Source organism: Priestia sp. USM5 (genome assembly GCF_058323215.1).
The window spans coordinates 3,706,146-3,727,477 of record NZ_JBSGKN010000001.1 but is presented as its reverse complement, the minus strand read 5'-3'; the positions used below and the strand labels follow the sequence as shown (position 1 = coordinate 3,727,477).

Genomic DNA, 21,332 nt, shown 5'->3' with positions numbered 1-21,332 from the left:
AATGAAAGCAAACACAGCGATAAAAGAAAATCGCGTTGATAACGTGATGCAAAAGCTAGGTCCGTTACTAGGTTTATTTATTCTTATTGTCATTGTATCGATTTTAAATCCAAGCTTTTTAGAACCTTTAAATATTTTAAACTTGCTGCGTCAAGTGGCTATTAATGCTTTAATTGCATTCGGTATGACATTTGTTATTTTAACAGGGGGAATTGATTTATCCGTGGGCTCTATACTTGCTCTATCAAGTGCGTTAATGGCAGGTATGATTGTGTCAGGTGTAGATCCTATTTTAGCTATTTTAATAGGATGTGTGTTAGGAGCTGTAATGGGTATGGTTAACGGCTTACTTATTACAAAAGGAAAAATGGCGCCGTTTATTGCGACGCTAGCGACGATGACAATTTTTAGAGGATTAACGCTTGTTTATACAGATGGAAATCCGATTACGGGCTTAGGCGAAAACTATTACTTCCAGTTATTTGGCCGAGGCTATTTCCTAGGTATTCCTGTTCCAGCGATTACGATGGTACTAGCGTTTGCTGTCCTATGGGTGATTTTGCATAAAACACCGTTTGGCCGTAGAACATATGCAATCGGTGGAAATGAAAAAGCAGCATTTATTTCAGGAATCAAAGTTCCGAAAGTTAAGGTTATGATTTACTCACTAGCAGGATTATTAGCAGCGCTATCAGGAGCGATTTTGACTTCTCGCCTGAATTCTGCTCAGCCAACGGCAGGTACGTCTTACGAGTTAGATGCTATCGCCGCAGTAGTACTGGGTGGCACAAGCCTTTCCGGAGGACGTGGACGCATTGTTGGAACGTTAATTGGTGCGCTGATTATCGGAACATTAAACAACGGTTTGAACTTACTCGGCGTTTCGTCGTTTTACCAAATGGTCGTAAAAGGAATTGTTATTTTAATTGCGGTATTAATTGATCGCAAAAAGTCAGCTTAGGAGGGAAAAACATGAAGAAAATTTGGCTCGTGCTATTATCATTTTCATTATTACTGTTAGGGGCTTGTTCACTTCAGCCTCCTGAGTGGGCGAAACCATCTGAAAGTAAAAATTTAAAAGATATTAAAATTGGTTTATCCGTGTCTACATTAAACAATCCGTTCTTTGTTTCCCTAAAAGAAGGAGTACAAAAAGAAGCAAAAAAACTGGGCATGGAAGTAGTTGTAGTAGATGCTCAAAATGATTCAGCAAAACAAATTAACGATGTAGAAGATTTAATGCAGCAAGGTGTTAACATTCTGCTTATTAACCCAACGGATTCAGCCGCTATTTCAACAGCTGTACAATCGGCTAATAATGTAGGCATCCCAGTTATTACGCTAGATCGTTCAGCAGAAAAAGGAAAAGTGGAAACACTGGTAGCTTCAGATAATGTAAAAGGTGGTCAAATGGCTGCTGATTACATTGTAAAAAAAGTAGGTAAAAAAGCTCAGGTAGCAGAACTTGAAGGCGTGCCCGGAGCTTCAGCAACTCGTGAACGAGGAAAAGGGTTCCACAACGTTGCAGATCAAAAGCTAGATATTACGGCTAAACAGTCAGCTGATTTTGACCGTACAAAAGGCTTAAACGTTATGGAGAATGTTCTTCAAGGAAACCCTGGTATCAAAGCCGTATTTGCTCACAATGATGAAATGGCATTAGGAGCTATTCAAGCGATTAACAGCTCAGGAAAAGATGTATTAGTAGTAGGGTTTGATGGAAACGACGATGCAATTAAAGCAGTAAAAGAAGGGAAACTAGGCGCAACTGTAGCCCAGCAGCCTGTTTTAATTGGTAAACTTGCCGTAAAGTCTGCTAAAAATGTTCTTCAAGGCAAAAAAGTAGATAAGCAAATTCCAGTGCCTTTAAAACTAGTAACCTCTGAAAAATAATGGTTCTATACGTGTGAAGAAAAAAGACGCTCATTTGATTTATGGGCGTCTTTTTATATATATATAGTGTAAAAAAGAAGTGAAAAAGTCACAACTTTATAAATAGTGTAGGAATTATGTAGGTGGAATTTATGTAATAAAAAGTAAAAAACACAGAAAAAAGACGGTAAAACACATAATTTTCTGTGAAAAATTTGTAATATAGCTGTAATAATAAGCGTTTATTTTGTTTTTTAAAGAGTAATTTTGCCCCCTTTGTGACAAAAATATATCTTTTTTAATAAACAGTAAACCTCTCTATCAAGGGATTTTGGTGGTAAATTCCCAGAAAGAGATTCTTGGTTATACAGATTATGGGAAACTTTTAACTGTATTGTAACATAAACAGCTAGTTTTTTATGGTATAACTATGTCTATGAGGAAAGGGGACTATTACTTTATGAAAATTTTTAAGCGTATGACTCTTGCAGCAGTCACAGGAATTTTCTTCATGACCGGCATTACAGAGACTCACGCCCAATCGAATGAAGAAGCGCTCCAGACTACTGAAAATAAAATTAAAGAAACAGAAAAGGCTGTTCAACAAAAAGAGAAAGAGAAACAGTCTATCAATTCAGATGTTCAAAACATACAGTCACAATTAAATTCATTACATACAGTAATCTCTAGCAATAAAAAAGAGTTAGCATCGACTGAAAAGCAGATTTCAGAAGCGAACAAAATGATTGAGAAAAAGAAAAAAGAGATCGTTTTGCTTCAGGAAAAAGTGTTAAGTCGTAAAGATATTATTGAAAATCGATTAGTTGCTTTACAGCAGGACGATAAAACAAGCGTTGTTATTGATACATTAATGAATGCTGATAACTTTGGAGATTTTGTTGCACGTATGGGTGCGGTCACAACTTTATTGTCAGCAGATAATGATATTTTAAAGCAGCATCAAAATGACTTAGATCAAATTGAAAAAGATAAAAAAGAAATTGATAAGCAAGAAAAAGTATTAGAAGCAGCAAAAAGTAGCCTAGCGGCTAAACAAGCTGAATTAGATAAAAACGTTGCGAAACAAACAGCAACGTTAACAACTATGCAAGAAAAATACAGTACGGTCGTAAATGAAATTGATGCAGCTTCTTCAGAAAAAGCAAATCTTCAGTCTGAACTAACAGGCATTCAAGATAAGATTGCAAAAGAAAAAGAAGCAGCTCAAAAGCAAGCTGAGCAAGTGGCAAAACAGCAGGCGGCTGAAAAGGCTGAGGCTGATGCAGAAGCAAAGCGTCAAGCTGAATTAGCAACAGCTAAAAAAGAAGTAAAAACAGAGCCGAAACAAGAAGTAAAAACAGCTGCGGCTACAGAGAAGAAAGCAGCCGTTTCTTCAGAAGCAAAAGAAACGAAAAAAGAAGAAAGCACACAAAAGCATTCTGGAAAAGAAATGTATGTAGAAGCAACAGCTTATACAGCTAATTGTGCAGGCTGCAGCGGCGTAACGGCCACTGGACAAAATGTAAGTTCAGGCACTCATAAAATTATTGCGGTAGATCCATCCGTTATTCCATTAGGTTCAAAAGTATATGTAGAAGGATACGGAGTGGCAACAGCAGGTGATACGGGCGGTGCGATTAAAGGATATCGAATTGACGTATTAGTACCTTCTGAGTCAGCTGCAAAAGCATTTGGACGTCGTACAGTGAAAGTAACGGTGCTAAACTAAAGAGAAGATCCGAACGATTTATCGTTCGGATTTTTTCATTTTGTTGGTTTTCAGATGAGATGGATGCAGCTATGTCTCAGCCTCTTCTTTGCATGTTTGGTGAGCAAGTTGCTAGCTAATCTATGCTCTTTTCGTTACCATACAATAAAGTAAATGGAAGAAAAGGAGTGGGTAAAATGAAGGTAGTTGATCCAGCGGTACAAAGTGCAAAAGATAATTATCATTTGCTAACAGGTGTCGTCATTCCCCGGCCAATTGCGTTTATTACAAGTCAAAATGATGACGGTGTAGTGAATGCTGCGCCGTTTAGTTTTTTTAATGTAGTTGCGGCAGAGCCTCCGCTGATTGCCGTTTCGGTTTCGAGAAGTGAAGGTCAAATGACGAAAGATACGGCCAAAAATATTAGTGCATCTAAAGAATTTGTAGTTCATCTTGTAGACGAAAACTTAGTGGAACAGGTGAATCAAGCGGCATCTTCTTACCCTTCTTCCGTGAGTGAAGTCGAGGAAACAGGGTTAACACTAGCACCGAGCAAAAAAGTGCAGGTTCCCGGAATTCAAGAAGCCAGCATTCGAATGGAATGTAAGCTTCACCAAATTGTTCCATTAGGAACGGATGAGGCATACAGCTCAGATTTGTTTATCGGTGAAGTTGTGATGTTTCATATTAGTGAAAAAGTAATAGAAAACGATCGCGTTTCTGCAGAACGTGTGAAGCCAGTCAGCCGGCTTGCGGGTTCTAACTATAGTAAATTGGGGCAATTATTTTCCTTAGAACGTCCCAAATAAGCAAGAAAGTGTTACTTATGTAGCAAAAAAATAGTATACATTGGATTTTTTTAAATAAGCGATTGTGTTCTGTTTCAACAATAACAGTACATTCGCTTTTTTTTATGAACGAAAAAGTTAATAGAAACCATAATAACAAAATCAATTTACAAAAAGGCAAAAATGTAAGGTTTTTGCCTTTTATATTTACCATTGAGGAAAAGGGTATTCATTCATATAATTTAGATTAAGTAAATTGTATACGCTTTCAATATACAGAATTATTTTTCAATAATTCTATCTAGAAAGAGACGTGAGCGTTTGCAAAAAAACTTGCCACACTAGGAGACGAGATCATAGGAGGGGTATTCATTGAAACGTTGGTTTAGTTTAATCAGTTTTGCACTCATTTTAACCCTAGTACTTGCAGGATGCGGAGGAAAGTCCGCTAATGAAACAAGTGGTAGCGGTGGAAAAGAAGTTGTTGCATGGGCTTGGAATATTAACGTACCGGTATTAAAGAAAGCAGCAGCAGAATATCAAAAAGAGAATCCAGGATTTAAATTAAAAGTAGTGGATATGGGACGTGAAGACGTTTATTCAAAACTAACAACAGGATTGCAGGCTGGCGGAAAAGGTCTTCCTGATATTGTATTAGTAGAAGACGATCGTTTCCAAGGATATTTGGATGCATTTCCAAAAGCATTTTTAAACCTATCTAAAAAAGGGTTCGATAAGCAAGAAGATAAATTTCCAGAGTTTAAGAAAGCTCTTTTATCAAAGGATGGGGACATGTACGGCTTCCCGTTTGATGCAGGTCCGACAGGCGTTTTCTACCGCACAGATTACTTTGAAAAAGCAGGCGTAGATCCAAACAGCATCAAAACATGGGATGATTATATTGCGGCTGGTAAAAAAATTAAAGAAAAAGTTGGCGTTGATTTACTAGGTTTAGATTTTAATAATGACGATGGCTTATTCCGAATGGCACTAACGCAGCAAGGTACGTTCTATTTTAATAACAAAGGTAAGCTCAATTTAACTTCTAAAGAAGCGAAAAAAGCGATGGAGTTAAATAAGAAGTTAAAAGAAGCAGGCATTGTTAAAAATACAGTGGGCTGGGATGCTTCAATCAGTGCTTTAGCAGAAGGTAAAGTAGCAAGTTCACCATCTGGTGCTTGGCTATCTGGTTCTATTACGCAGCAGGCTCCAGATTTAAAAGGAAAATGGGGAGTATTTTTATTACCTTCGTTTGAAGAAGGAGGCAACCGTGCTTCTAACTTAGGCGGAAGCAACTATGTGATTTCAGCAAATAGCCAAAAAGCAGATGAAGCGTACAAATTTATGGAATATTTCTCAACAACAGATAAAGTTCAAGAAGAAGCGATGAAGGGCGGACTATTCCCATCATTAAATACCGTATATTCTTCAAAATTATTCACTGCACAAGATGAGTACTTTAACAATCAGACGATTTGGAAAACATTCGCAGATGAAATGAAAGATATTAAGCCGGTTAATTTTACAGGCAATTACTCAGTTGCAAACAGTGAAGCAGTCAAAGCTGTGTCAGAGGTAACAAATGGTAAGGGCGTTACAGACTCGCTTGAAGCAGCTCAAAAACGCTTAGAAAACCGAATTCAAAAATAATCAAGAAGCATAGAAGGTGATTTCTAGAAAATGGCCTTCTATCTCTTCTTCTTGCGGTACTAGGAGGTCATCATGAAGACAAATAAATCATTGCCTTACTTATTTATTGCTCCAGCACTTTTGCTGTTCGCGCTGTTTACCATCTATCCTATTTTTTCATCGTTTATTCTAAGCTTTCAGAGTATGGAAGGCGGAAAGTATGTATTTACCGGTTTATCAAACTATACACGTTTGCTCGGAGATGATATTTTCTGGAAAGCGCTTGGAAATACGGGGATTATTTTAATCGTTCAAGTACCCGTCATGATTTTATTAGCGCTTGTACTAGCTAACGCGTTAAACAGTCAGCTTTTAAGACTAAAAGGTTTTTTCCGAGTTTCATTTTTCTTGCCCGCAGTAACGTCGCTAGTTGCCTATTCTATTTTGTTTTCAATCATTCTTCAAGATGAAGGAATTATGAATACTATTTTAGGGTTTTTCGGTATCGATGCCATTCAGTGGCTGGGAGATCCTTTCTGGGCTAAAGTCTCAATCATCGTGGCGATGACTTGGAGATGGACAGGTTATAATATGGTTATTTTTCTAGCAGCTCTTCAAAGTTTATCTCATGAAGTTTACGAAGCAGCTGATTTAGACGGGGCAAATCGTATTCAAAAGTTTTTCCACGTAACGGTTCCACAATTAAAACCCGTTATCTTGTTTGCTACTATTTTATCAACAATTGGCACGCTTCAATTGTTTGACGAACCTTTTAACTTAACAAAAGGCGGCCCCGCTGATTCCACGATGACGCTAGGCTTATATATTTATCAAAATGGCTTTAAATATTTTGATTTTGGATATGCTTCAGCCATTGCGTACGTTGTTGTATTATTAGTCGGTATTTTAACGTTCTTCCAATTTAAATTTACGGGTGATAAATCATGAGTGTATTAGAGAGAGTAGAAGCAACCGCAGTAGCTACCGTGCCTAAGGTTAAAAAGAAAAGCAACATCATGCGTAAAATAGGATTATACAGCATGCTTGGGCTGTTCACGATTGTCTCTATTTTTCCGTTTTACTGGATGATTATCGGCGCTACGAATGAATCGGGAAAAATGTTTACAAACCCTCCAACGCTGAAGCCTGGCGATCAATTTATGACAAATCTACAAAATTTAAATGCTTCAATTGATTTAGGGCGGGTCTTTTTTAACTCAGTATTTGTTTCAGTCGTGTATGTGATTGTAGCTTTAATGGTTTGTTCTACAGCTGCATATGCGCTATCTAAATTTGAATTCAAAGGCCGAAACGCAATTTTTACGACGCTTTTATTGTCCATGATGATTCCATATCAAGCAACGCTCATTCCGCTTTTTCAGCTGATGTCGAATTTTAATTTGCTTGATACGTATTTTGCTCTTATTGTTCCGCAGCTGTGCTTTCCGTTCGCTATCTTTTTATTACGTCAGAACTTTTTAGCTTTTCCAACGGAACTGATTGAAGCAGCACGTTTGGACGGTGCTGGAGAGATGAGAATTTTTTTAACCATTGTGCTTCCTTCTATGAAGCCTGCGATGGCTGCAGCAGCTATTTTCTTATTTATGACACAGTGGAATAACTTTATGTGGCCTTTAGTTGCGACTACATCAAACGAAATGGCTACATTGCCAGTTGCTCTTTCAAGCTTAATTGGATTATCGATTATTGATTACGGTCAAGTAATGATGGGGGTAACGATTGCAACCATTCCAATCATTGTCTTCTTCCTAGCACTTCAGCGTCATTTTATTTCAGGAATGCTTGGAAGTGCAGTAAAATAAAAAGCAGCAGATGTTGAGAAAAAAGTATGTTAGTTAAAGGAGGATCCGAAAGAATCTGATTGTTGATCGAGAATCAAATTCGTTCGGATTTTTCCCTTTCTAGGATGAACGTAGATTTAATTGTAGTTAATTGCTTCTAGGTGTTGATTGGAGGGCAAGACGAAGACTCCTGCGGGAAAAGCGGAACAGGTGAGACCCTGCAGGAGCGTAAGCGACGAGGAGACTCACCGGCCGCCCGCGGAAAGCAAAGTCTTGCACGGAAATCAACAGCTGTGTAACAAGTAATTCATACTAGTTCAATTTGTTCGTCTTTAGATTGGGTTGATTTAGCCATAGTTCAATCACTTTCTTAATGAACAGGGGGAGAGAAGATGGGAGAAATACCTGTAGGAGTACAGCTTTATACGCTGCGTGAAGAAACGAAAAAAGATTTTAAAGGGACGCTTCAAAAAGTAGCTGCTTTAGGATACCAAGGGGTAGAATTTGCAGGGTATGAAGGATATACAGCGCAAGAAGTAAGAGCGTGGTTAATGGATTTGCAGCTGAAGCCAGCTTCTAGTCATATTCCACTTGAACAATTAGAATCTAATTTAGAGCAAGTGATTCACTTTGAGCAGCAAGTCGGAAATTCACATATTGTTTGTCCTTATTTAATGCCTGAACGTCAAACGGAAAAAGGGTATTACGAACTTATTGATTCTTTAAATAATATTGATACGTATTGTAAAAAAGAAGGCATGTCGTTTAGCTATCATCATCATGATTTTGAGCTGAAAAAATTGTCAACCGGAAAGTCAGCTCTCCAAACGATTCTAGAAGAAACTGGGGTAAATGTAGAGCTGGACATTTATTGGCTGACTAAAGCAGGCGAAGATCCAGTGGAGTGGATGAAGCACTATCGAAATCGTACGCCTTTTATCCATTTAAAAGATATGACAACAGACGGCGAGCAATTTTTTGCTCCTCTTGGTACCGGAGGGGTAAATGTAAAGGCTGTCATGAAAGAAGGCAATAAAGCAGGCGTAAAATGGTGGATCGTTGAACAAGATCAGTGCATAGAAAGTCCTCTTAGCAGTATTAAAAAAAGCTTAGCATATATCAAATAAAAAAAACGAACAGACGCTGTCTGTTCGTTTTTTATTGATAAGCTGGAGTCCATTCAATTTCTCCGCACTTATTCGTATAATCAATATTTACTTCAAAGTTATGTTTTTCATAAAAATGAATTAATCTTTCGAGATGATCCCAGTCGCGCTCAGCGATATCTCCTTTAATGACATGAACATTTTGATCAACCGCTACTTCTTTTAAATAATTCATACATACAGAGCCATATCCCTTATTAGCGGGACCTTTAATATCACCAATAAAAATCGTGTGATTATCTTCATATACGCCATCGATGGCAAAATCCCAAGCCCCTCTATAGGCTTTTGTGCATTCATTTAGCATAATTTTACATGCGTTTCCGTCATTTTGTGCCGATACAATAACTAACTGATTATCTTCAGGCTGATCGACACCGATAACTTCGTACTTTTTAGCAATTTCTTTTAAATTATCCTGCATGCGAAATAGCTGAAACTCTAAATCATCAAGTGTTTCTTTTAGTTCTTCTGCATTCTGGTTTTTTTCTGTAAGCTGAGTAAACATTTTATACTCCTTTCCGTCTGTTTTCGGTCTAAACGCGCCTATGACAAAGAGAACACGGTGTATAAAGCGAAACTTTATTTAGCAAAGTATCTGCCTTAGTAAAAATATAAAAAGGAAAGAACCTGATTTGATTGATCGTTCATCAAAACGGCTGCTTTCCTTAACATTCACTTTTAAATTTTTCACAACGTGTATAAGGGTAACAAAGACTCATTAATTTTGTCAATAAGGTTGCAGGTCTATTTGTAAAGAAGATAACAGGACATTTTACTTATCTGGAAAGAAAAATAATGAGTGAAAAAAGAATCATTTTAAAGTAAAATCATTGGAGGAAAAGTATGGTTAAAAAGGAATTGCTTTTCATTTGGAAAAAACATACTTAAAATAAAAGTAAGAAAATATTTCATTTACTTACAAAATATTATAGAAAAATGGATGGAGTAATATGGGGTAAGTGTTAACTATATCGAACAAAGGGTGTATAAGATGGATAAATATCAAATTGCATTATTAGCTAATGTGCGTAAGCAGCTGCAAGAGTGGACTGATCAAAATAAAGAAATACCTCATGAAGAGGTGTACCGCTTTTTGCATTCAATTTCTGGAACGTCTGCGACTATTGGACTGCATTATTTAGGAGATCGTTCCCGCGCGTTAATGGAAGCTGTTGAAAAAAAACAGAAAAAAATCTGGGATTACGCGGAGTTGAATACTTTTTTATTAGATATTATTAAAATTTGTTATCAAGATGAAATTCAATCCGCAGAAGATATAAATAAACCGATAGAAATCAGTGAACAAACAGCTAGCATTTTACTTGTGGACGACGATCTTTCAATGCTGATGTATTTAAAAGAACAGTTTGAAAAGCAGGGATGGTACGTATTAGCAACTGCATCTAAAGAAAAAGCCATTACGGCTTTTTACGAATTAAAGCCGGATTGTTTTGTTGTTGATGTACATATGAAAGACTGTACAGGCTTTGACATTCTTTCATTTTTACGTGATAAAACAAAGCAACTGTTCGTCCCGATTGTCATGATGAGCGTTGATAATCAAAGAGAGACGCGTTTGAAGGCTTTTAAATTAGGGGCCGATGACTTCCTTGTTAAACCTTTCGATTTGGAAGAAAGTCTACTTCGAATTGGTCACCATATTGAACGAAAGCAAATGTTTAACTCCTATTTAATGTTTGATGAATTAACAGGAGCCTATAACCGAACGTATTTAAAAGAAATCTACAGTCAGCAGCTATCCAGCTACGACCGCTTAAAAGATCCTTTTTGTTTAGCAATTTTAGATTTAGATTTCTTTAAAAGAATAAATGATCAGTATGGACATCTTATGGGAGACCGCGTGCTGCAAGCATTTGTAGAGTATATGAAGCATGAAATTCGTCCAACAGATCACATTTTTAGATATGGAGGCGAAGAATTTATTCTTTTACTGCCAAAAACCAATATAAAAGAGGCAGAAACAGTATTAAATAGACTGTTGGATTCCTTTGTGAAAAAAGTGTTCACACATCAAAGCAATTCGTTTTATTGCAGCTTTTCCGGCGGAGTTGTAGAAGTTCATAACAATGAATGGCCGTTAGAAAAAGCGCTTCATCAAGCTGATGAAGCATTATATATAGCGAAGGAATCAGGACGTCAAAAAATTGTAGCTTCTTCTCAAAGCAAGCTGGTTAAAAAGCGAACGCTTCGTATGGCTATTATTGATGATGATTCTATCATTCGAACGATGCTGAAAGAGCTTTTAAGTAAGATTGATGTAGGAAATCGTTATGAAGTGAAAATAGAAGTGTTTAAAGACGGCATCGAATTTTTTGAGTCCCAATGGATTCACTCTAGCGATCACTACTTTGTTATTTTAGATGGAATGATGCCTAAGATGGATGGCTTAGAAGTGCTGCAAAAATTAAGGCAGCAGAAACGTCACGATCAGTACACGGTTATTATGCTTACATCACGAAACAGCGAACAAGATATTCAAAGAGCGTTAGAACTTGGGGCAGACGATTACATGACAAAGCCATTTAAGTTAATGGAGCTTGAAGCGCGCGTACGTCATTTAATGAAGAAGGTGAAATAAATGGCGATGTCAATTCAAGTGGTATATATCTTATTTAGCGGATTGCTATTGCTGTTGGTTTGTTTTCTAAGTTATTTACTTATTCAAAAAGCGCGTTTAAACGCTTTCCGGGCAAAAGTAGAATCCTATAAAGATAGTATAAAAGAATCTCTTTTTATTTATTTATACAGAAAAGATGAAGAACATCGGATAGAGCCTAAAAATAAAATAGAGCTGGCGGGTCTAGAGGAACTATTGAGCGGTTTTTCTGCAGCTGTGCAAGGTGATGACATCCGAAATAACATCACGCTCTATGCGGAGAAGGTTTTTACACCCAAATATAAAAAAGAGCTGCATCATTCTAGGTGGAGTGTCAGAATGAATGCCCTTTATGCTATTGAAGATTTTGGTCTTACTACGCTAACAGACCAATTAGTAGAAATGTATGAGAAAAAAAATAGTACAGCGGCTGAAAAAAATCAAATTTTAAAGATTTTAGTTAAGCTAAACCGTCCTGAGTTTGTTGTGTATATGACGAATGCCTCTAAACCGCTGTCTGAATTTATGTACCGCTCTTTGTTTGGAACTATGAACAGTGAGCAGTTTCAGCAATTTATTAATAAATTTGAAGACCTGCAAGAAGAAATTCAGCTGCCACTTATCGATATGATCGGTATCAATCATAAGTTAGAGTATATCGATTTCTTAAAAATGCACATGAAAAGTTCATCAGAAGAACTGCGAATTCGTTCGTTGAAATCACTTAACGCTTTATCTTTTCCATTAAAAGTAGAGGAGCTCACGAAACATCTTCAATCAGATATGTGGCAAGAGAGAATGATGGCTACCAAACTAGTAGGCAAAACGAGAGATGAGAAGGGATTGTCACTTCTCGAGCAGTCGCTGAAAGATTCTCATTTTCTTGTGCGTTCGAATGCTGCTCAGTCAATGATGAAAATCCCAACAGGTAAGGAATACTTAGTTCATGTATATGAAACGACTTATGACAAGTTTTCGAAAGATATGGCAGCAGAATGGCTTGAAAAGGGAGGAATTACGGTTGTGGAATAGTGTTTGGCATCTTTTTTTGTCCATTTGCGGATGGGCTGTATTTGCTTATATGATTTTTGTGCTTTGTTTTTATTTTATGATGTTTATCATCTCTGTTTTTCAACTGCGAAAGCAATATCAATTAAATGATGAAGAACCTTATGAAGATTTGCTTGCGGTTAGCTATACAACGCCGTTATCTATATTAGTTCCCGCTTATAACGAATCTGTCGGAATTATTGGAAGCGTGCGTTCGCTGCTTGGAATTGAATATCCGGAATATGAAGTAATTGTAGTAAATGATGGATCTTCAGATGATACGTTAGAAAAGCTCATCGAAGAGTTTTCTCTTGTGAAAATGAATCGAGTTGTGAGAAAGCAAGTGGAGACGAAAGAAGTAAAAGCTGTATATCGTTCTAAATTATACGATTATTTATATGTAGTCGATAAACAAAATGGAGGAAAGTCAGATGCATTAAATGCAGGAATTAATTTATCCAACTATCCTTATTTTTGTTCGATCGATGGTGATTCAGTGTTGGAAAGAGACGCTTTTTTAAAAGTTATGAAGCCAATTATTGATTCAGACGGAGAAGTAATTGCTTCAGGAGGAAGTATTCGAATTGCAAACGGATGTAAAATCGAAAACGGTGCGGTCGTATCGATTGGACTTGATACGCAGCCGCTTGTTGTGATGCAGATTATTGAATATTTACGTGCCTTTCTTATGGGGCGCATTGGTCTCAGTCGCCATAATTTATTACTTATTGTGTCAGGAGCATTTGGCGTATTTTCTAAACGCTGGGTGATTGAAGCTGGGGGTTATTCTCATACAGTCGGCGAAGACATGGAGCTTGTTGTTCGCCTCCACCGACTGATTAAACAGAAAAAAGCCAACAATCAAATTGTTTATATTCCAGATCCTGTATGCTGGACAGAGGCACCTGATGAAATCAAATATTTGCGAAGACAGCGAAACCGCTGGCACCGCGGTTTATTTGATAGTCTTTGGAAGCATAAAGAGATGCTGTTTAATCCGAAATACGGAAGTATCGGAATGATTTCTATGCCTTATTTTGTGTTTATTGAACTAATCGGGCCGGTCATGGAAATGTTAGGCTATTTGTTTATTGTTATTTCTCTAGTGGTAGGCGGGATTTATGTGGAATTTGCGTATTTGCTTTTTCTCTTAATGGTTGTATATGGTTCTCTTTATTCGATGGCGGCTGTTTTGCTAGAAGAGTGGAGCCTTCGCAAATATCCAAAAGTATCTGATATCGCTAAGCTGTTTGTCTTTTCCCTGACTGAATCCTTTTGGTATCGCCCTCTAACTGTTATATGGCGCTGTCATGGATTGTTGGACGTTATTCGCAATAAAAAAGGCTGGGGAGACATGCAGCGAAAAGGAGTTTCACAATGAAAAAATGGTTATTAATCGGCGGCATTATTTTGGTTATGGCAGTAACGGCTTCGCCATTTCTTATTTGGCAGCTAAAGAAACCAAATGATTTGAATATGCTTGTCATTGATAAAACAGTGCCAGATCAAACGTTTCGAGAGCATCAGGGCTTAATGTGGATGCTGAATCAAGCGAAAGTACGCAAAGACGGGAAGCCTTATGAAATCTCAAAAGATTATGCAGGGTTTTATCCGAATGGAGATAAAACATACAGCATTAAATCTCTGCCAAAAACAAACTCTGCAGATATGATTTATATCACGGACACGTATGGCGTATACAAAGAAGATTTAGGCGTAAAAGCTAAAAGAGGAGATCGTTCTCAGCTGGTGTATGGCGGCATGACTTCTGAAGACGTGAGCTACGTTAAGAAAGCACTGAATGGACGTACAAAAACGCTGATTGGAGAGTTTAATACATTTGGAAGTCCTACTTCTCTAGACGTTCGCAAAGAACTGTATGAATTGTACAATGTTACGTGGTCCGGCTGGATTGGTCGCTATTTTGATGAATTCGGCAGTGAAGAAGTTCCTGCTTGGGTGAAAAGTGCTTACAAAAAGCAGTACAACAAAGAGTGGAACCTTACGGGCAAAGGCTTACTGTTTGTTAATGAATCCAATAAGCTCGTTATTATAACGGAAAAAGAATTAAAAGAAAATCCAGTATGGTTTCAATATACAAAACAAGGAAAAAAAACATTTAATTTACAGGATGAATCTGCTTATCAATATTGGTTTGACGTAATTACACCCCAGCAAAAAAGTGATGTGCAGGCTCAGTTTGTCTTTCACTTGGATTCTGAAGGAAAAAACAAGCTAAAGGAAAATGGTATTCCTTTGTCCATACCAGCAGTCGTTCATCATAATAAAGAGCGATATGATACTTATTACTTTGCAGGAGATTTTGCAGATCAAGGAGAAGTACCTTCCATTTATCAAACCTCTTTTTACCCGGTGTGGAAGAAATGGACAGAGAAAATCGGAAAAGAAGATGAGTCTTCTTTTTACTGGACTGTTTATCTGCCTCTTATGAATAAGATTATAGATCAACAGCAAAATGCATCGCAGCCTGCTTCTGTTACTTTTAATGAAAATATGGAAATCTATGAAGATGCTGACCGTAAAGTAGCAGGGAAAGTAGGAAAAGATTATTTGCAAGTTTATCAAAACGGCAAGTGGAAAGATTTGCTGATTAAAGGAGTAAATATGGGCATTAGTAAGCCAGGCCATTTCCCTGGTGAGACCGCTATTTCGAAAGAAGAATATTTACGCTGGTTTAAAGAAATTGGCAAGATGAATGCAAACTCAATCCGCGTATACACTATTCACCCTCCCGGCTTTTATGAAGCGCTTGCTGAGTATAACCAAAAAGCCAAAGAACCCATTTATCTTTTTCATGGAGTATGGGTGAATGAAGAAGTTTTCTATGATTCACAAGATGCTTTTGCAAAGGAAAATACAAAAGAATTTGAAGCTGAAATGAAAAGGATTGTAAACGTTATTCATGGAAATGCAACACTGCCAAAACGGACGGGACATGCAAGCGGAACGTATACAGCAGACGTGTCTCCTTATGTTTTAGGCTGGATTATAGGAGTTGAATGGGATCCCACGGTAGCCCTTTCGACAAATGAAAAACATAAAGGAATGAAAGATTTTAAAGGGAAGTACATCTATACGGAAAAAGGCAATCCCTTTGAAATTTGGCTTGCGCAGCTTATGGAAAAAACAATTTCCTATGAGCAGGATAAATATGATTGGCAGCGGCCTATGAGCTTTACGAACTGGGTGACGACGGATTTATTGACTCATCCATATGAGCCTTCTGAAGACGAAGATAAAGTGTCTGTTAATCCTAATTTAATTCACACAACTAAAAAATTTGAGCCGGGATTATTTGCTTCTTATCATATTTATCCTTACTATCCTGATTTCTTAAACTATGAACCTCGTTATCTCGCTTATCGCGATCATCGAGGAGAGAAAAATAACTACGCAGGTTATTTGCAAAATATGAAAGAAGTTCATCATATGCCCGTGCTTGTTGCTGAATTTGGCATTCCGGCTTCGCGAGGACTCACCCATAGAAACGTATACGGATGGGATCAAGGCTTTCATACGGAACAAGAACAAGGAAAGATTCTGTCACGCTTGTACGAAGATATTGTTGAAGAAAAAATGGCTGGCGGTATGGTCTTTACATGGCAAGATGAATGGTTTAAGCGAACGTGGAATACGATGGAGTACGACAATCCGAACCGCAGGCCATTTTGGACGAATTTGCAAACGGGAGAACAGCATTTTGGCCTGTTGAGTTTTGATCCAGGAACAAAGCTGAAAGTCAAAGTAGACGGCAAATCAGATGATTGGAAAAGGCTGAACAGCAAGTCGGTATATAAGCCGTCTAAGAAGTTAAAAGCATTGAACATTACAAGTGATGAAGGTTATCTATATCTACACGTGAGTGCAAAAGAGCTGGAAGATCAAAAGCTTTATTTCTTGTTTAACACAATTAACAATCAGGGACAGTCAAAGATTCCTCAAATTCCTTCTTTAAAAACAAAAGGAATTGATTTTGTAGCAGAATTAAACGGGAAAGAAGACAGTCACTTGTGGATAGACAGCTATTACGATACGTATTATTTTTCGTATGCCCATCAGCTTCAAATGATTCCATCTGTAAAAGGAACCGATACAAAAGATAACGGCATGTTTAATCCAATCAGGCTCGCCCTTAACAAAGAGTTAGCGATTGGAGAGGGGAAAAACAAGAGAACCATTCCTTTTGACGCCTATGAAACTGGGAAGCTCCAAGAAGGAAACAGCGATCCTAATTCTTCTTCATTTGATTCGCTAGCAGATTTTAAAGTGAATGAATCAAATGGAATTGCTGAACTTCGCATTCCTTGGGCGCTTTTAAATGTAAAAGACCCGAGTCAAAAAGAAATAATGGGAGATATTTGGTCCAAAAAAGGACTGGAATCCAGCGAGAAAATGAAAGGAATTCAAGTGGGGGTCGTAGCTGTTAATAAGAAGAGCAATGACGTGGAAGATACGTTTCCGACTCAGAAAAAAGGAGAACTTTTATTAAAAGATTTTTACTTATACAAGTGGAAAAATTGGGAGTATCCAACTTTTTACGAACGAATAAAGCCGTCCTACTTCATATTGCAAAAAACGTATGGACGACTACAAGCGGAGGAATAACAATGGCAAAAATTTTATTAGCGGAAGATGAAGAAGTGCTTCGTATGTTAGTGGTAGATACGCTTGAAGATGAAGGACATGAAGTGACGGAAGCAGAAAACGGCGAAGAAGCGTTGGAATTTATTAAAGAACGTGATTTTGACTTAATTATTTTGGATTATATGATGCCCGTGTTCACCGGGCTTGAAGTCATTCAGCAGCTAAAAGAAATGAAAGATAAGCGCCATACAAAAGTATTGATGCTTTCAGCTAAGAATCAAGCTGCTGATCAAAGCCGGGTGTTAGAAGCAGGGGCTGCGTATTTTATGTCTAAACCGTTTAGTCCCCTATTGCTAGCCGAACGTGTTGAGGAAATTTTAGATGAACAATAAACTAAAACGAAAAAGTATCTCAATCCAGTTCATCTTCTTAGCAAGTATCCTTTTACTTGCTTTTGCGGCGGGTTCAACTGTACTTGTTGTACGGCAAAAAGAAATTACAGCTGATTATGCCCAGTACAGGGCACAAGTACGGGAAAAGGCACAGCTGCTATCTACAATTGATAAATCAATGAACAGAGCTTTTTTGCAGGCTCGTGGGTTTATTGCATTTGATTCAGAGGATATGTATAACGAGGCTGCAAGTCAGCAAAAAAGTATCGAAGAAAATCTTGATCGACTTTCAGGTCTAGCGGCAGATAGACGTGAACGTACGTTTGTAAATGAAGCGACGGTGATGCTAAACACGTATTTTAATCAAACGCTTCCTTATTTTAAAGATATTTACGACAAAAAAGGCATTGAAGGAGTCCGCTCTAGTCCTGAGCGGAAGGCTGCTTCTAAATCAATAGAACAAATGCAAAAAGAACTTGATGACTACCAAAATGAATTAACTAAAGACTTAAATACACAGTACGATGACACGTCGAGTGACATGCAGAAAAGTCAAACGTTCTTTATTTTATTTTTAGCGTTTACAGTGGTCATTTTATTATTGCTTACACGGGTATTGCTAAATAAGTTTGTAAAGCCGCTGAGTCAGCTAGCATATACGGCAAGCGAAATTGCTGCGGGAAAAGAAATGCCTATGACATTTGATGAACATAGAAGAGATGAAATCGGTATGCTATCTCAGGCCTTTTACAAAATGGTATCGACTTTGCAAAATAACGAACAGGAGTTAACGGCTCAAAATGAAGAGCTGATTGCACAGCAAGATGAGTTGCACAGTCAGCAAGATGAACTTCAGCACGCATTGGAATTGACAAAGGAACGAGAAGGCGAGTTAGAATTGCGCAATTTATTTGTGCATGGACTAACAAATTCTCTTCAAAAGCAAGAAGTTCTCACGAGTGCTGTCACAAACATGAGCCGAGTAATGAAAGCTGATCACGGTTTTATTATGCTAACCGATGAAAAGACACATGCTTCATTTGGTCTATCTTCATCAAGTGTTCAACAGATGATGAAAAACCTTCATAATAATTACATTGATCATGTGCAAAAGACGAAAAAATGTATGGTAGTAAAAAGAGAGTGTATAGAACATGAGCGCCTATATCATCGGCAAACGTTTTATTTGTATGATGTTATCGTACCGGTGCTGTCTTCACAGGGAGATATGCTAGCCTATATGTTTTACAGCCGCTACGCGGATGAATACACAGAACATGAATTACAGACATTTGAAATATTGGCCAAACAAATTACGATTGCTCTTGAAAAAATTTATATTTACGAAGAGTCTGAGCATGACAGACTGCTATCTCAAGATATTTTAAATTCGATTCAAGAAGGAATGCAGCTTGTAGATACAAGCGGTACGATTCTACAAGTGAATACGAAGACTAGCGAATTGTTTCAATATGAGCATCAAAGCGGGCTTCTTCAGCTTTCTCGCGATCAATGGCTAGATGCTCTCTCTCAAAAAGTCGAAAATATAGAGGAGCTAAGACAATACGTTAAAGCCATTTGTAAGGGAGAGCAAGTAGAAAAGTCTTTTGTTTATTATCTGCACACGGAAGGTAAGCGAAAAGTTATAAAAGTTTATAGCGAATACGTATATCGAAACCGTCAGATGTTTGGCGTATTGTTCGTTCATCGTGATATTACGAAAGAATTTGAAGTTGATCAGATGAAGTCGGAATTTGTAAGCACTGTGAGTCACGAGCTGCGCACACCTTTAGCAAGTGTATTAGGGTTCACTGAGCTTATGCTAAACAAAACATTAAAAGAAGAAAGACAGAAGAAGTATTTAACTACTATTTATCAGGAAGCACAGCGGTTAACTTCTTTAATCAACGATTTTTTGGATGTCCAAAGAATGGAAGCGGGGAAACAAACCTACGATAAAAAGTATCAAGACATTCTGCCACTTATTAAGCAGGTGATTGAGGTCCAGAACATACAAACAAGTAAGCATGAATTTGATATGATTTCCGATCAAGAGCATTTTACAGTAATGGGAGATAAAGATAAGCTTCTGCAATTGTTTAATAATGTAATTAGCAATGCAGTAAAATATTCGCCCGATGGAGGGAACGTTACAGTTAAAGTGTATCAAAAGGAACACGCTGTTTATATTGATATTCAAGATGAAGGAATTGGTATACCAAGTGAAGCGCTAGGACATTTGTTTACCAAATTCTACAGAGTAGATAACTCCGATATGCGCAAAATTGGCGGAACGGGTCTAGGGTTAGCAATTGTAAAAGAAATTGTAAAAGCTCATGGTGGAGACATTACTGTACAATCAGAATGGAAAAAAGGAACAACATTCACGGTTGTTCTCCCGCTTCTACATGAAGTTCAGTACGATGAAGAAATGATGATAAGTGCGAATGATAACCGTAAAAGCGTAGTGATTGTAGAAGATGATAAAAGTTTAGCGACGCTTTTACAGGTAGAATTAAAAGAAAGCGGCTTTCACGTTCGGTATTTTAATAACGGAGAAGACGCATTAAACTCTATTCATCAGCAAAAGCCTGAAGTGGTTGTTCTAGATATCATGCTAGGAGAAAATAAGTTAGACGGCTGGGATGTTTTAAGGCATCTCAAAGAAAATACAGAGACAGAAAAAATTCCTATCTTAATCTCATCTGCTTTAGACGAAAGAAGCAAAGGATTAGAGCTTGGAGTGTGTGAGTTTCTGATTAAACCCTATCAGCCTAGTAAATTATCTAAAACCATTCTCCAGCTGCTTTTGAAAAAACAAGAGCATGAAGGAGAAATTATGATTCCATCAGATAAAGAAGAGTAGAAATTTGGTGAGGCTTCGTTATATGTACGGAGTCTCATTAAACGAAAAGAAAATTAGTAAAGTAATAAAAAAACATTGAAAACGCTATCAAAATGTGGTTTTATAGAAAGTAGGCATAACATGATGACCTTAGAATTACCTTTTTCCACCTCCTTACATGCGTAAGGAGGCTTTTTTGTATAAATATAGTAAGATAAGATAACAAAACCTCATGCAGAATCGTTTATTGACTTTCAGCTCGTTAACAAACTGCTCAAGAAAGTTTGATAGTGAAAGGAGTGAAGCTCTAGAAACGATTTCACAAAGGGAGGATAGTCTCTCCAAGAAGTGAAGGTAGTTCAATTTTTATAATCATAGTATAATAAAAAATACGGTTATAAAAGCTGTGTTTTTTATACATCTTTTATATAGAAGGTAAGATTGAATTTTATATTTTCTTAAAGGAGGTCTTTCCTTGGATATTGCGTATATAATTGCTGAAGAAAGAATTAGACAAGCAATAAAAGACGGTGACTTTGATAAGCTGCCTGGGGAAGGAAAACCATTAAAGTTAGAAGATTTATCACATATACCTGAAGAACTGCGCCAAGCGTATAGGATGTTGAAAAATGCAAATATGATAAGTGATGAACAAGAGCTAAAACGAGATATGGCTACAATAGAAGAATTGATTTCTATATGCACGGATGCTAATGAAGAACAAAGGCTAACAGAGATGCTTACGGAAAAGCGTTTGCGCTTTGAGCAGCTCGTTGACAAGAAAAAGATGACAAGTTCTGCAGCTTACAGGACGTATCAGAATAAAATTTACTCCAAATTTTTTTATTAATGAGT

17 protein-coding genes are annotated in these 21,332 nt (G+C 37.4%); 16 read left to right on the top strand and 1 reads right to left on the bottom strand.

The annotated features are described in order from the left end of the window. Position 1 precedes the first annotated feature (1 nt). From rbsC to ACWATA_RS19630, 9 genes are all read left to right on the top strand, one after another. Positions 2 to 961 (top strand): ribose ABC transporter permease RbsC, encoded by a 960-nt coding sequence (rbsC, locus tag ACWATA_RS19670; protein ID WP_033578167.1) that lies wholly within the window; start codon positions 2 to 4, stop codon positions 959 to 961. An 11-nt stretch (positions 962 to 972) separates the two neighbouring features. Beyond that, positions 973 to 1,893 carry a ribose ABC transporter substrate-binding protein RbsB gene (rbsB, locus tag ACWATA_RS19665; protein ID WP_108674411.1) on the top strand — a complete coding sequence of 307 codons (921 nt, stop codon included), beginning with the start codon at positions 973 to 975 and terminating at the stop codon, positions 1,891 to 1,893. A 439-nt stretch (positions 1,894 to 2,332) separates the two neighbouring features. Next, the gene (locus tag ACWATA_RS19660; protein ID WP_034269680.1) at positions 2,333 to 3,601 is read left to right on the top strand and encodes a 3D domain-containing protein; all 1,269 of its coding nucleotides are present in this window, start codon (positions 2,333 to 2,335) and stop codon (positions 3,599 to 3,601) included. Between the two features lie 176 nt (positions 3,602 to 3,777). Further along, positions 3,778 to 4,389 (top strand): flavin reductase family protein, encoded by a 612-nt coding sequence (locus ACWATA_RS19655; protein WP_016763208.1) that lies wholly within the window; start codon positions 3,778 to 3,780, stop codon positions 4,387 to 4,389. Between the two features lie 351 nt (positions 4,390 to 4,740). Then, on the top strand, positions 4,741 to 6,018 hold the full coding sequence (locus ACWATA_RS19650; RefSeq protein ID WP_028412189.1) for an ABC transporter substrate-binding protein: 1,278 nt from the start codon (positions 4,741 to 4,743) through the stop codon (positions 6,016 to 6,018). A gap of 72 nt (positions 6,019 to 6,090) precedes the next feature. Continuing rightward, positions 6,091 to 6,945 (top strand): carbohydrate ABC transporter permease, encoded by an 855-nt coding sequence (locus ACWATA_RS19645; protein ID WP_014461372.1) that lies wholly within the window; start codon positions 6,091 to 6,093, stop codon positions 6,943 to 6,945. Between the two features lie 68 nt (positions 6,946 to 7,013). Beyond that, the gene (locus tag ACWATA_RS19640; protein ID WP_473050236.1) at positions 7,014 to 7,820 is read left to right on the top strand and encodes a carbohydrate ABC transporter permease; all 807 of its coding nucleotides are present in this window, start codon (positions 7,014 to 7,016) and stop codon (positions 7,818 to 7,820) included. A 143-nt stretch (positions 7,821 to 7,963) separates the two neighbouring features. Next, positions 7,964 to 8,098: a hypothetical protein gene (locus ACWATA_RS19635; protein WP_321201921.1), complete on the top strand. Its 135-nt coding sequence runs from the start codon at positions 7,964 to 7,966 to the stop codon at positions 8,096 to 8,098. A gap of 93 nt (positions 8,099 to 8,191) precedes the next feature. Further along, positions 8,192 to 8,926, top strand: a complete 735-nt coding sequence (locus ACWATA_RS19630; RefSeq protein ID WP_473050135.1) for a sugar phosphate isomerase/epimerase family protein — start codon at positions 8,192 to 8,194, stop codon at positions 8,924 to 8,926. 31 nt (positions 8,927 to 8,957) lie between these two features. Here ACWATA_RS19630 and ACWATA_RS19625 read toward each other — a convergent pair whose 3' ends face one another. Next, positions 8,958 to 9,473, bottom strand: coding sequence for a GNAT family protein (locus ACWATA_RS19625; protein WP_013055642.1), 516 nt, complete (start codon positions 9,471 to 9,473; stop codon positions 8,958 to 8,960). Between the two features lie 486 nt (positions 9,474 to 9,959). Between ACWATA_RS19625 and ACWATA_RS19620 the strand changes: the two genes are divergently transcribed. The 7 genes from ACWATA_RS19620 to ACWATA_RS19590 all read left to right on the top strand — a co-directional run bounded on the left by ACWATA_RS19620 (position 9,960) and on the right by ACWATA_RS19590 (position 21,327). Beyond that, positions 9,960 to 11,567 (top strand): GGDEF domain-containing response regulator, encoded by a 1,608-nt coding sequence (locus tag ACWATA_RS19620; RefSeq protein ID WP_473050134.1) that lies wholly within the window; start codon positions 9,960 to 9,962, stop codon positions 11,565 to 11,567. After that, a complete protein-coding gene (locus ACWATA_RS19615; RefSeq protein WP_473050133.1) occupies positions 11,568 to 12,617 on the top strand; it encodes a HEAT repeat domain-containing protein in 1,050 nt (349 codons plus the stop codon). Beyond that, positions 12,607 to 14,016: a glycosyltransferase family 2 protein gene (locus tag ACWATA_RS19610; protein ID WP_473050132.1), complete on the top strand. Its 1,410-nt coding sequence runs from the start codon at positions 12,607 to 12,609 to the stop codon at positions 14,014 to 14,016. Before ACWATA_RS19615 ends, ACWATA_RS19610 begins: the two co-directional genes overlap by 11 nt. Continuing rightward, positions 14,013 to 17,261 (top strand): hypothetical protein, encoded by a 3,249-nt coding sequence (locus ACWATA_RS19605; protein ID WP_473050130.1) that lies wholly within the window; start codon positions 14,013 to 14,015, stop codon positions 17,259 to 17,261. Before ACWATA_RS19610 ends, ACWATA_RS19605 begins: the two co-directional genes overlap by 4 nt. Before the next feature lie 2 nt (positions 17,262 to 17,263). Then, entirely contained in the window at positions 17,264 to 17,632 is a 369-nt protein-coding gene (locus ACWATA_RS19600; RefSeq protein WP_028412195.1) for a response regulator transcription factor, read from the top strand. Next, on the top strand, positions 17,622 to 20,498 hold the full coding sequence (locus ACWATA_RS19595; protein ID WP_098113730.1) for an ATP-binding protein: 2,877 nt from the start codon (positions 17,622 to 17,624) through the stop codon (positions 20,496 to 20,498). Before ACWATA_RS19600 ends, ACWATA_RS19595 begins: the two co-directional genes overlap by 11 nt. Before the next feature lie 454 nt (positions 20,499 to 20,952). Continuing rightward, positions 20,953 to 21,327 carry a DnaJ family domain-containing protein gene (locus tag ACWATA_RS19590; protein ID WP_014461362.1) on the top strand — a complete coding sequence of 125 codons (375 nt, stop codon included), beginning with the start codon at positions 20,953 to 20,955 and terminating at the stop codon, positions 21,325 to 21,327. Positions 21,328 to 21,332: the final 5 nt, after the last annotated feature.